Here is a 12,811-nt window from a genome sequence, read left to right as displayed (position 1 = left end):
GATTCTCAAAGCTGTAAATTAAGTCAACTTTATCATTTTATTATCTATAGATTTTATATCATTTGCACCAGTTAATATCATTGTTTGATAAAGTCCGTTTTTCATATGATTTATATATTGTTTTACTCCTTCTTCTCCTGAGCCTATTGCTCCCCAAATAAGTGGTCTTGCTGAAAGTACGTAATCAGCTCCTAAAGCTATATATTTAAATATATCTTTCCCATCTCTGACACTTCCATCAGACATTATTATTATCTTTCCTTTTACAGCTTGTGCTATTTCTGGCAATACATCAACAGACGAAAGAGCATCATCCAAAACTCTCCCACCATGATTAGAAACCACTATTGCCTTTGCACCTACTTCTACAGCAAGCTTTGCCTCTTCAACTGACATTATCCCTTTTAAAATTACAGGTAGTGTTGTGCTTTTTACTATTTCTATTAAATCTTCCTTGCTTTTGGGGCCAACTGGCTGTCCAAGAAGTGCCATAGTAACAAGTCCCGCTCCATCTATGTCTATTCCAACTGCCAAAGCACCACTTTGTTCTGCTTTTTTTATATTTTCAATTATTTTTTTATTTTCTCTAGGTTTTATAATTGCAATTCCTTTTCCATTATTGTCTTTTATCGCATCCAGTCCCGACAAATAAAAATCTGGATTTCCGCTATCCCCAATCATTGCTAGAGTATCTGCCATAAGACATCCTTTTACTACATTTTTGCAGTATTCCTCTTCTGTTAAATACCCTCCCATGTTTATTTCACTGCCTGTAACAGGAGCTCCAATTAAAGGAAGTCCTAGCTTCATACCCCATAGCTCTACACTAGTATCTGGATTAACTGTATTATGTATTGTTTTTAAATTTAATTTAACCTTAGATAGCATTTCAAAATTTCTTTTCATAGAATTTCCTGTTCCTGCACCACCCATACCTGGAACTTTTCCGCTACAATACACCCCGTTGCATTCTTTACAGACATTGCAAAATCCTTTCATCCTATTTCTTGCACTATCTCTTATTTCTCCAATATTCATTTTTACCCTCCAAAATTTAAGATTATAATTCCTTAAAATAAATTGCTTATATATTTATAAAGACTTTGTTAATATTCCCTTAATAATATTATCTTATTTTTCTTTAGAATGACTACATATTATCAAAATTATTTTAAATTTCTTCGTTTTAATTTATTATTTTTTTTATTCAAGTTATATTATCTCTATTTTTTTGAAAAATAGAAAATATCATTTTCAATTTCATAATTTATCTTATTTTTGTACGCCAAATACTCTAAATGACTCATAGCTTCCCCAGAAGCAAACCATTTTTGTGGTTGAGGAAACTCATCCCAAGATTTTGCTCTAATTCTCCAGTTCATATTCATAGCTACTTCTACGACAGTCATTTTTTTATTCTTTTCTTCAAGTATTTTTATTACTTCTTCAAGTCTTTCTTCGTGATGCTCTAAAAGTTCATCTATTCTTTTTTTGTGATTTGAGATTATCCCTCTATGAGATGGAAGCATAACTTCTATATCAAAATCATATATTTTTTTAAGGCTACTAAAATATTGATTTAATATTACAGTGTATTTTTTTCCCCAATATCCTATATTTGGTGTGATTTCATCTAGCACATGATCTGCCGAAAAATACAATTTATGTTTTCTGTCATATAAATTTATCATATCAGGAGTGTGTCCAGGAACTGATACAACTTCCAGTTCAAAATTCCCAAAGATTATTTTATCCCCCTCTTTTAACACAGTGTACTCAAAGTCACTCTTTGTACTGTATTCTTTTGCAGGATTCGTATCAAAACTGTTTGCATCTTTTGGAAATCCAAATTGAAACATCATTTCTTCAAGCTCTTTCCATCTGCTATCTTGCCCCATCTCTTTTGCTATTTTCCCATCAATACCACTAAAGTATAGCTTTGCACCTAATTGATATAACTCTGCTGCTAGTCCAGAATGATCCGAATGTAAATGGGTGATTATTACCTCAGATTGAGCTATATCTATATCTAAGTTAGATAGATTATTAAAAAAAGCGTCTTTTGATAAAGAGTGATTGAATCCGGTGTCGATTATAAGAGCTTTTTTTCCATCCTTTATAACATAATTATTTATAGTCTTTAATGGAGTTCTATGAAGAGGAATTTCGCTCATCCATATATTTTTATATATCTCTTTAGTCACTTTTTTCTCCCCTTTAAATGCTTTTATTTTATTATAACAGGCAACTCTTCAATAAATTTTAATAAATCTTTGAAATCACCAGCTTCATAATCCTTTAATTCATAGTCCTCTTCTCCAATAATACAGTCCCTTAGCAAAAATGTTTTTATTCCTATCTTACTGACGCACATATCTTCAATAATATCATTTCCAATCATAAGACATTCTTGAGGCTCTTTTTGAGCTTTTTCTAATATTTCTTTGTAATATTTTAAATTGGGCTTACTGTATCTCGAGTTCTCGTATGTGGTAACAAACTTAAAATCCTCAGGATTGATTCCTGCCCACCTCATTCTATTAAACGTTGCTATTTGAGGAAAAAGAGGGTTGGTTGCTAAAATAAGGTCATAACCCTTTTCCTTTAACATATTTACAGATTTTTTTGCATATGGGGTTGGAGATGTTACAACTTTGACATCGTTGAACTCATTTTTATAATAGTTTTCAAATATTTTCTCCCATGTTTTTGCATCCTTTCCATGTATTGATGTGAAGGTTTCCCAAAATCTTTCTTCATTAGTTTTTTCTCCATCGTTTTCAAGCATTGATTTAGTACCCGCCCAAACAGATTTTATAAAAACCTCCTCCTCAATTCCATGAGCCTTACCTTTTTTAGATAACCCATCAAAATATTTTTTCAAAAAAAGATCTTGGTTCATTGGAAGTAATGTTCCGTCTAAATCAAAGATAATTGTATTCATAAATTTCCTCACTTTCAGTTGGTTAGATTATAATAAGTTGAAATCAACTAGTTTTATCCCAAAGCATATTTCTCGCATCACAAAGAAGACGCGATAGCTTTTTTATACCCGATTTTTCAAAAGATATAGTAATCATTTCATCTGTTAGTTCCATTACTAAACCTTCACCAAATACTCTATGAACAACTTCTTTTCCAATTTCTGGTATGAATCCTTCTTTTATCAAAGTATTTGAAAACCTTTCAGATACTCCAAATTTTGCTTGCTTAATATCCTTACTATCATTGACTTTATATTTATCGGGATTTGTTATTTTTTCTATTTCATTTATAAATAAAGATTTTTTATATACTTTACTTCCTTTTTCTTTAACCCAATTTAGATAAAGATTTTTTTTCGCTCTAGTTATACCAACATAAAATAACCGTCTCTCTTCTTCTATAAGATCGTTGTTATTACTGTTAATAGCCTCATAGCTTGGGATTATACTATCATTTAAATCTATTATATATACACTATCAAACTCTAATCCCTTGGATGAATGAATTGTAGAGAGAGTAATATTACTCTTTGTATTTTTGTGTGATTCATTCATAAGTTTTTTTAAATAGCTTAACCTATTTGCAAAGTCAACTATCGTATCGCACTCATCTGCTATCATTTCCAAAGAATTTAATATACTTTGAACGCTATCCATACTATAACCTAATGTATCACATATACGCTCAAGATTTTTTTCATACTTTAAGTCTTCTCTTATATATCTGATTCCTTGAGATGGACTTAAATTATTTAGTTTTTTGAATTTATTTTTTATATCATCAAGAGTTTTTATCCTATAATCAGATGGTTCAAATATACTGGAAAGATTTTCAAATACCGATACTTTTTTATCCATAAATTTAATGGATTCAATATGGTTTTTTGATACATAGGAGCTACATTTTGTATATATTCTTTCGAAAATATCTATTTTTGTATCATTAAAGGAAAGTCTAAAAAAGTTCAATACATCATCAACCACCCAGTGGTTAAAAAACTTATTATTAGTGTCTTTTATATAAAAAGAAATACTTTCTTTATCTAGTATATTTACTATATCTATAGCTGAATTGTTATTTCTATAAAGTATAGCAATAGTATGTGATTCATTTTCTTTTTTTATGTTCTCTATTATAAATTTCACTTGATTTTTTTCATTTTCAAATCCATTTACTGGTATATTTTTATATTTTCCGTTTCTCGTAAACATATTTTTATTATATCTATTAAAGTTATTTTTAATAAATTCATTTGCCGTATTTACGATTTCTTGACTTGATCTAAAGTTTTCTTGTATTTTTAATATTTTTCCGTCTTTATAAGTTTTTTTGAAATCTAAAAGATATTTTGGATCTGCTGCTCTAAACCCAAATATGCTCTGATCATCATCTCCAACCATAAATATATTTCCTAATGGCATAGAAATAAGTTCAATTATTTTATGCTGAATTAAGGAAGTATCCTGACTTTCATCAATTGATATATATTTGTATTTCTCTCTATATTTTTTTAATAAGAGTTTGTCGTTATTTAAAATATTGTATGCCTCAACAAGCATATCATCAAAATCTAGTAGCCTGATACCTGGGACTCCATTTTCTTTATAATTTTCATAGTATTTATATATTTGATGAAAATTTGTAATTCCATAGTCTTTCGAAGCTATCTGTCCTTCGCTTAACATACTATTTTTTATTAAAGAAATATTATTTGTAAGTTCTTCTAACTTATCCTCTGTAATTATTGATTTGTTATATATGGAAAATATTTCTTTTAATATTTTGGATTTATTCTCTAATCTATTTTCTAAAATCTCGTATCTTAATCCTTCACTTTGATAAAAAGTTCTTACTATATTATAAGAAAAGCTGTGAATCGTAGAAAAGTGAATTTTTTCTTCAATTATATCTCCAAAAAACATTTCGAATCTATTCTCCATATCTTTGGCAGCCATTTTACTAAATGTGAGGTTTAATATATTTTTTGGATTTATATTATGCTCAAGTATTAGATACGCAATCCTCATATTTAAAACTGTAGTTTTTCCTGAACCTGGGGTTGCAAGAAGTAGTAATGGGCCATCTTTATGGGTCACACCTTGCACTTGACTTTCATTTAAGTTCACTGCATTATTTGTTTCTAAATTTTTCAAAAAAAGCTCATTCATTATGTTATCTCCTATATAATACAAAGGAGCAATGAAGGTTTTATTCTTCATTGCTCTTTTGTATTAATTCTTCAGACTTATGATTATATTCCATAAATCCTTTAAGAAAAATTCTAATTCGTCATTTTCATCGTAAATCAAAAATATACGTTCTTTATTATCTTCTTTTTCTATAAAATTCATTACATCATCTATATTATCATTTACTTTAATTAAGTTTACTATTTCTATATTTTTATCATTAATATTTTCTAAATCTAAAATCATTTGTGAATCTAGGGAAAAATCATCTTCTACTAAATTTAAAATGAAATTTTTATCTGATATATCATTTTTACAATAATACAATATCTTATCATTGTTTTTTATTTTATCAACCTTAAAATTATAACTCTCTATATGCCTTATTACCTCTTGCACTTAAAAATCCTTCTCCCATCTACTTTTGATTTGCACTCTATCATATGCTGAATTAAACAAAAAATCCTATACCTATTTTTTATTTAAATATAATTATACTCTAATATCTATTTTATTTGTGAAATTCTTTTTTCATGATTTAAAAGCCATTCTTTTTTATCGAGCCCCCCGGCATATCCTGTAAGTTTGTTATTCTTTCCAATGACTCTATGGCATGGAACAATGATTCCAATTGGATTCTTGCTATTTGCATTTCCTACTGCTCTAGTTGCCTTTATATTTCCTATATATATAGCCTGCTTCTCATAGGACCATGTCTGAGCATAAGGTATTTTTGTTAAAGCATCCCATGATTTTTTTTGAAATTCTGTTCCATTGAGCTCATAGGGGATATCAAAATCTTTTCTTTTCCCTTTGAAATATTCATCTAACTCTTTGATAGTTTTTTCTAAAACCTCTACGTTTCCTACAGCTTCTTTCATTTCAGCCACAAAATTTAGATATATTAATTTTTCATCGGTTGTTTTTATTTCTATAATTCCTATTGGCGAATCATAGTATCCACAGTAAATTGACATTTCTTCCTCCATGACTTTGAAATATATAAAGCCATTTGATTCATATATGGCAATCAAATGGCTTTTTTAACTTAAGCTATCATTTAATAAGACTCCATGTCTTAGGTTGAATAAACCATAATATTTTACCTTGTAATTTATCTTTTTCCGCGATTTCTATGCAAACAGCTCCGCCTTTTTTGAGTTCTAAATTGACTCCAGTCATATTTAAACACCATTCATTAAGATAAGGAGAATGCCCTACCACTATTAATGCCACATCATTTGACTGAGAAAGAGCATGATTTTCAAAGCTTAGAAAATCATTTTTTGAAATTGATTCAACTACAGAAATATTAGCTTTTTCAATTGAGTTTTGAAGGATTTCAGCTGTTTGAACTGCCCTTAATAAAGGACTTGTCAATATAGAAATGTTCTTATCTTCTTTTATAAGTTTTTTTAAACCTTTTCCAGCAATTTCAACCTTGTCGCTCCCTTTTGAGGTTAACTCTCTTAAGTCATCATTTTCTTTTAATCCTCTTTCTTGAGCAATTCCATGACGAAAAAGTATAATTTTCATTCTTATTACCTCTTTATTAAATAAGCCATTCTCCCATAAGCGAACCTATAAGAGCAACTGCACTTTTTGCAGTTTGATTCATATTATCAATTATTGGATTTACTTCAACAAATTCAGCACTTACTACTTTTTCTGTTAGCGCTATCATCTCAAGAGCAAGGTGACTCTCTCTATATGTTAATCCTCCTGGCACTCTAGTACCAGTGCCTGGTGCATATATAGGATCCATGCCATCCAAATCAAAACTTACATGTATTCCATCTGTTCCTTCTGAAGCAATTTTAATAGCTCTATCTATAACCTCTGGCATTCCAAGTCTATCTATCTCATGCATAGTAAATACAGTAATTCCGAATTCTTTTAGTACTTTTCTTTCTCCTGCATCTAAATCTCTAGAACCTATAAATACTATATTTTTTGCATCAAGTTTATTTTCAATTCCACCAATCGAAGTTAGCTTTTCATGTCCTAAACCTAGGCTTACTGCAACTGGCATTCCATGAATATTGCCAGATGGGGAGGTTTCATCTGTGTTTATATCTCCATGGGCATCAAACCATATAACACCTAGATTTTTTTTGTGTCTTAGTACTCCAGAAATAGTTCCAATAGCTATACTATGGTCTCCTCCAAGTACCAAAGGAAATCTTCCTTCCTCCATTGTTTTAGAAACCTTATCGCATAGCTCGGTGTTCACTCTTACTACTTCGTCTAAATTTTTAAGATTTGTTCCTTCCGTCTTTGGATTTTCTGGCTTAATAGCAACTATATCACCTTCGTCTTTAACCTCATATCCAATACTCTCTAACCTGTCAGTAACACCCGCATATCTTATAGCAGCCGGACCTAGACTTACTCCCGGAGTCCCAGCTCCTAAATCTATTGCAACTCCAATAATGGAAAGTCTTTCATTTATAGATGGTTTCATAGTATTCCTCCCTGATATAATTTTGAAATTTCAAAGTTTTGTCTACAATTATAACCTCTATAATTTTACTTCTTTTTATGGTATTTGTCCACAAAACAATAAAGTTAAAAAATTAATTACCAAATTGAAATTAATATAGAATCTTCAAAATAAAATACAGAATCAACATATTCTTCTTCATAAACCCAAAGATCTAAAAGTGAAAATCTTCCCTGAATAGAAGATGATTTTTCAGGTCTCCTAAGTTTTTGAACAAGAAGCATATCTTTACTCATACCTGTCCATGGAGTTTTTCCCTTGAGTCTATTCCAAGTATTTTCATCCCAGCTAAATACGGTTCTAGGATTTCTTTCAAAAACTGTATAGATAGAATTATTCCTAGGGGATAAAATCGGTCCTGTCAATTCATTAAAGGCAATAATAGAAACAAATCTGTCATTTACAGTAACCTTAAACATAGTATCTCTACTTGGAATTACTTTGCCATCTAAGAATTCTTGTGTTTGTGCTTGCATTACTATAGAATCTGAAAAATTATTTATTACTCTCCATGCATTTAAATCAAAGTAATGACTTTCAATTTTCACTTTGATATAGTTTCCCACATCTGCAGACTCTCTAATAGTGTTTTCGCTTATTGGGTTTATTGATTGAAAATCATAAAACTGATTTTTTCCTTGTGCAAATCCTAGGCTACCCATCTCTATCCAATATGTTTTATTGGCATATGGTGACTCAAAATACCAGCCAGTACCATATCTAGAAACATCAAATTCAGGCACATTTGGGACTATTCTTCCATCTGCACTATAAAGATTGTAAAACTTTACATCATAGTTAGTACCAGTATATCTTGTCTCACTTGTTTTTGTTCCATTAATATATTTGACTTCATATTCTTTATATGGGGCAATTCTTTCATAGCCTTCATATCTCCATTCAACTATATCAGACCTACTCAAAAGAATGATATTAGATTCCTGAATCCATACCACATTATATCCCATATTTTCTGATAAAAATCTTAAAGGTATCATCGTCCTTCCATTTATGATTCTAGCAGGCACATCTAAAGATTGCTCCTGTCCATTTATAATCGCAATAGATTCCCCTATTGTAAATTGGATTTGATATTCTCTATTTTCTCCAATAGCAGTTTTGGTATCGTTGTCCCAACTTACAGAAAGTCCAAATTCACTAAAAATAGAATTCATAGGAACCAGTACTCTTCCATTTATAATTTGAGGATTGGAGTCAAAGTAAATCTGTCTTGCATCAATAAAAACTCTTATAGATGACGACCTTTCGTAGTTTATATTATCAAACACAATTTCATTTCTCGAAATACTCGATGCATTTGCTGCTATAGTTCCTGCTAAGAATACTACTATAAATATCAAACTGCTTTTCAATAAACTTAAAATTGACTTTTTCATTGACCTTCCCCCTTTATGGTATGAAATTTTAAAGCATTTTTTAATATCCATAATAAAGTAATGATGGACTATTTTTTAAAGATGCTTTGTAATTTATATACCCTGAGGCATGTCTATGTATCAAATATAATTTATTAGGATTTTGTCTTTTTCCATATTATTTGAAAGTTTTATTTTAGAGTGATTTTTCCTATAGAGGTTCGGTGTCATCTTATTTATTTTTTTGAATATCATGGTATAGTAATTTTGGTTATTGTATCCAATTGATATTGCAATATCTAAAATAGTTTCATTTAGTATCTGAGTAAAAGTTTTTCCAGTTTCTTTTTTAAAAATTGAGCAAAAATAACATTTACTAATCCCTAGTTGTTTTGATATGTAATCTATAGTTAAATTTTCATGAAAGTGGTTTTTAATGAAAAAAAGAGCTCTCTTTACATAAATACCATGCATTTCATGGATGTTATTTTCTAAAATTCCACTGCTTTCTCCAATATTTCTCAAAAGAGCGATTATATGAATCATACAATCAGAAGGCTTTTGTACGATTCCAGATATTTTATTTCCTATATCCACATAAGGGCCAATAACAAATACACCTTTATCAATGCTTTTGGGACAAATAGAGGCCGCAGTAAACTTGATGCTATCAACCTCTATCTCTATAAACTCTTTTCTTTCATTTTCATATTTTTTTTGGAATTTTATGAGAATATCATTGAGCTTTAAAATATTTTCATGTTCTTTTGAGTACCCTTCTGTATGTATAAGATTTCCATTTTTTCCAAATGCTTTTATTGGTAAATAAGTGCAGTAGTAAAATTTATTCATAGTTCTTATTATCTTTTTTTTTCCAGACATACAACAATTCTGTCCCATTTATTGCTCAGCTCCTAAAAAAGTATAAATATTTTTATAAAAAACAAAATATATTTAAGTAATAGCCTTTTTTATCTGTTAATATTGTTCAAGTGATAACGATAATCAAGTCCGATTCTTTCCAATTATTATAATCCCTTTAGGATATTGAGTCAAATGAGATTATCTGAGTAATTCACTGAAAGGAACTAATACTTATGAAAAAAAGGTATTTAATCATTTTACTTATTTTTTTATCTATTCTCTCTATATTTATTGGTGTAAAAGAAATCAGAATTACAGATATTTTAGCTCTTGATGATGAAAAAATTAAAATTATTTTGGTAAGCAGGATTCCAAGACTGGTTAGTATACTTGCCGCAGGTTTTAGTATGAGTATAGGCGGACTTATAATGCAACAGCTTACACGAAATAGATTTGTATCTCCAACTACAGCAGCTACAGTAGATAGCGCACGACTTGGAATACTTTTTTCTTTGATTTTTTTCCCTGCATCCTCTAGTATTTTAAAGATGATTATATCATTTGCTTTTGCATTATCTGGAACTATGATATTCCTTAAAATAATGAAAAATATAAAAATAAAAAACAAAATATTCATACCTTTAGTTGGAATAATGCTTGGAAATATCATTGATTCTATAACAACCTTTTTCGCTTATAGATTTGATTTGGTTCAAAATATATCATCTTGGCTTCAAGGAGATTTTTCTATGGTGTTAAAGGGGAGATATGAGCTTTTATATCTTAGTATCCCGTTAATCGCTCTAGCTTACATATATTCCAGTAAATTTACTGTTGCTGGACTTGGAGAAGATTTTTCTTCAAATTTAGGTCTTGATTATAATCTTATTGTAAATATTGGAATAAGCATAGTTTCAATGTCTACAGCTATTGTGGTAATAACCGTTGGAAGAATGCCTTTTCTAGGTCTTATAATTCCAAATATTATTACATTATATTTTGGGGACAACTTAAGAAAAAACTTACTTCCTACAGGACTTCTAGGAGCTGCATTTTTAGTGTTTTGTGATATTCTGGGACGAATAATTATTTACCCTTATGAAATTTCAATAGGACTAACCGTAGGAGTCATCGGCAGTGCACTGTTCCTATATCTACTTCTAAGGGGTGACAAATAATGTCAAATAAAAATAAACTCTTTGTTTTATTAATTGTTTTTGTTTTTCTTACTTCATTATATTTAACTATAGGGCTCAATGAAGCAAACTGGAATTACGCTTTATCTAGAAGAATCCCTAAAACTATTGCAATAATAGTTACTGCTTTTTCTATTGCTTTTTCTACCGTAGTTTTTCAGACCATAACAAATAACAGGATATTAACACCTAGCGTCTTGGGACTTGATTCACTTTATCTGTTGGTTCAAACAACAATAGTTTTCATATTAGGTTCAAGGACACTAGATATAATAGATGCGAGAACAAATTTTATCATATCAATTTTAATAATGATGATGTTTTCTATTATAATTTATAAATTTCTCTTTAAAAAAGAAGGAAGAAATATATATTTTTTATTACTTGTAGGAATGGTTTTTAGTACTCTTTTTCAGAGTATGTCTTCCTTCATGCAAATGTTGATCGATCCAAATGAATTTAGCATAGTTCAAAACAATATGTTTGCAAGCTTTAATAATATAAATACAAATCTTCTTGGCTTTTCATCAGCTATATTTTTAGGTTCAGCGCTTTATTCAATCCCCCATATTTATAAGATGGATGTAATGTCCTTAGGGAAAGAGCATGCTATCAATCTAGGAATAGATTATAACTCCATGGTAAAGAAGATGCTTTTTGTAACTATAGTCATGATTTCAGTATCTACTGCTCTTATTGGACCTATAACCTTTCTTGGTCTCCTTGTTGTAAATCTTTCAAGAGAGATTATAGATACTTATGAGCACAAATATTTAATTATTGCTTCGATGATAATTAGTGGTATTTCACTCATAGGAGGTCAACTCATAGTTGAACGACTGTTTAATTACAGCACCCCTATAAGCGTAATTATAAATCTTATTGGTGGAATTTATTTTATTTGGCTTTTACTAAAGGAGAAAAAATTATGATTGAGGTTAGGAATTTAACTAAAACATATGGAAATAAAAGGGTTGTTGATAATGTCTCCCTTGAGATTCCAAAAGGTAAAATAACTACATTTATTGGACCTAATGGGGCTGGGAAAAGCACTTTGCTATCTATGATAAGTAGGCTTTTAAAAAAAGATTCAGGACAGGTTTTAATAGATGGAAAGGATCTTGATTTATGGAACTCTTCAGAACTTTCTAAAAAAATCTCTATATTAAGACAATCAAATCATATAGATATACGGCTTACAATAAGAGAGCTTGTAAGTTTTGGAAGATTCCCGTACTCTCAGGGCAACCTTACTACTGAAGATGAGATTCAAATTGATAAGGCCATAGCATATATGAAACTTGAAGATATAGAAAATAAGTATATAGATCAGTTAAGTGGCGGACAAAGACAAAGAGCGTATATAGCTATGGTTATAGCACAAAATACAGAATATATATTACTAGATGAACCACTAAACAACTTAGATATGAAGCATGCTGTTGAGATTATGAAAATATTGAGATGGCTTGTGGAAAATCTAAATAAAACCGTTATCATAGTAATTCATGATATTAATTTTGCATCATGTTACTCTGATTATATAATTGCAATGAATGAAGGGAGGCTCGCAAAGGAAGGTTGTACAGATACAATCATCGACGAACAAGTTTTAGGAAATATATATGGAATGAGTTTTAAAATTAAAAATATAGACAAACAAAAAATATGTGTCTATTTTTAAAATTAAAAAGGAGG

13 protein-coding genes are annotated in these 12,811 nt (G+C 29.7%); 3 read left to right on the top strand and 10 right to left on the bottom strand.

The annotated features are described in order from the left end of the window. Window positions 1-18 precede the first annotated feature (18 nt). The 10 genes from J2Z35_RS08310 to J2Z35_RS08265 form a co-directional block, all read right to left on the bottom strand. Entirely contained in the window at window positions 19-1,038 is a 1,020-nt protein-coding gene (locus tag J2Z35_RS08310) for an alpha-hydroxy-acid oxidizing protein (RefSeq protein ID WP_209660937.1), read from the bottom strand. 185 nt (window positions 1,039-1,223) lie between these two features. After that, the gene (locus tag J2Z35_RS08305; protein ID WP_209660936.1) at window positions 1,224-2,204 is read right to left on the bottom strand and encodes an MBL fold metallo-hydrolase; all 981 of its coding nucleotides are present in this window, start codon (window positions 2,202-2,204) and stop codon (window positions 1,224-1,226) included. Between the two features lie 23 nt (window positions 2,205-2,227). Further along, window positions 2,228-2,944 carry an HAD family hydrolase gene (locus J2Z35_RS08300; RefSeq protein WP_209660935.1) on the bottom strand — a complete coding sequence of 239 codons (717 nt, stop codon included), beginning with the start codon at window positions 2,942-2,944 and terminating at the stop codon, window positions 2,228-2,230. A gap of 43 nt (window positions 2,945-2,987) precedes the next feature. Further along, a complete protein-coding gene (locus J2Z35_RS08295; RefSeq protein ID WP_209660934.1) occupies window positions 2,988-5,153 on the bottom strand; it encodes an ATP-dependent helicase in 2,166 nt (721 codons plus the stop codon). A 63-nt stretch (window positions 5,154-5,216) separates the two neighbouring features. Then, window positions 5,217-5,573, bottom strand: a complete 357-nt coding sequence (locus J2Z35_RS08290) for a hypothetical protein (RefSeq protein ID WP_209660933.1) — start codon at window positions 5,571-5,573, stop codon at window positions 5,217-5,219. Between the two features lie 107 nt (window positions 5,574-5,680). Then, the gene (locus tag J2Z35_RS08285; protein ID WP_330623414.1) at window positions 5,681-6,151 is read right to left on the bottom strand and encodes a methylated-DNA--[protein]-cysteine S-methyltransferase; all 471 of its coding nucleotides are present in this window, start codon (window positions 6,149-6,151) and stop codon (window positions 5,681-5,683) included. A 79-nt stretch (window positions 6,152-6,230) separates the two neighbouring features. Continuing rightward, the gene (locus J2Z35_RS08280; RefSeq protein WP_209660931.1) at window positions 6,231-6,710 is read right to left on the bottom strand and encodes a SixA phosphatase family protein; all 480 of its coding nucleotides are present in this window, start codon (window positions 6,708-6,710) and stop codon (window positions 6,231-6,233) included. 16 nt (window positions 6,711-6,726) lie between these two features. After that, window positions 6,727-7,638, bottom strand: a complete 912-nt coding sequence (gene rocF, locus J2Z35_RS08275) for an arginase (protein ID WP_209660930.1) — start codon at window positions 7,636-7,638, stop codon at window positions 6,727-6,729. A 116-nt stretch (window positions 7,639-7,754) separates the two neighbouring features. Next, window positions 7,755-9,074, bottom strand: coding sequence for a copper amine oxidase N-terminal domain-containing protein (locus tag J2Z35_RS08270; RefSeq protein ID WP_209660929.1), 1,320 nt, complete (start codon window positions 9,072-9,074; stop codon window positions 7,755-7,757). Window positions 9,075-9,194: 120 nt separating this feature from the next. Next, on the bottom strand, window positions 9,195-9,935 hold the full coding sequence (locus tag J2Z35_RS08265) for a helix-turn-helix domain-containing protein (protein WP_209660928.1): 741 nt from the start codon (window positions 9,933-9,935) through the stop codon (window positions 9,195-9,197). A 215-nt stretch (window positions 9,936-10,150) separates the two neighbouring features. Here J2Z35_RS08265 and J2Z35_RS08260 point away from each other — a divergent pair, with 215 nt between their 5' ends. From J2Z35_RS08260 to J2Z35_RS08250, 3 genes are read left to right on the top strand one after another with little or no spacing between them, the layout of a single operon-like run. Next, the gene (locus tag J2Z35_RS08260) at window positions 10,151-11,095 is read left to right on the top strand and encodes an ABC transporter permease (RefSeq protein WP_209660927.1); all 945 of its coding nucleotides are present in this window, start codon (window positions 10,151-10,153) and stop codon (window positions 11,093-11,095) included. Further along, window positions 11,095-12,045, top strand: coding sequence for an iron chelate uptake ABC transporter family permease subunit (locus tag J2Z35_RS08255; RefSeq protein ID WP_209660926.1), 951 nt, complete (start codon window positions 11,095-11,097; stop codon window positions 12,043-12,045). Before J2Z35_RS08260 ends, J2Z35_RS08255 begins: the two co-directional genes overlap by 1 nt. Continuing rightward, complete coding sequence (locus J2Z35_RS08250) at window positions 12,042-12,797, top strand: iron ABC transporter ATP-binding protein (RefSeq protein WP_209660925.1); 756 nt, start codon at window positions 12,042-12,044, stop codon at window positions 12,795-12,797. The genes J2Z35_RS08255 and J2Z35_RS08250 overlap by 4 nt, the downstream gene beginning before the upstream one ends. The last annotated feature ends 14 nt before the right edge of the window (window positions 12,798-12,811 follow it).

Origin of the sequence: Acetoanaerobium pronyense (assembly GCF_017874355.1) — a bacterium.
Lineage (GTDB): Bacteria > Bacillota > Clostridia > Peptostreptococcales > Filifactoraceae > Acetoanaerobium > Acetoanaerobium pronyense.
The sequence above is the reverse complement of the archived record's forward strand: the minus strand, read 5'-3'. Positions and strand labels throughout refer to the sequence as shown.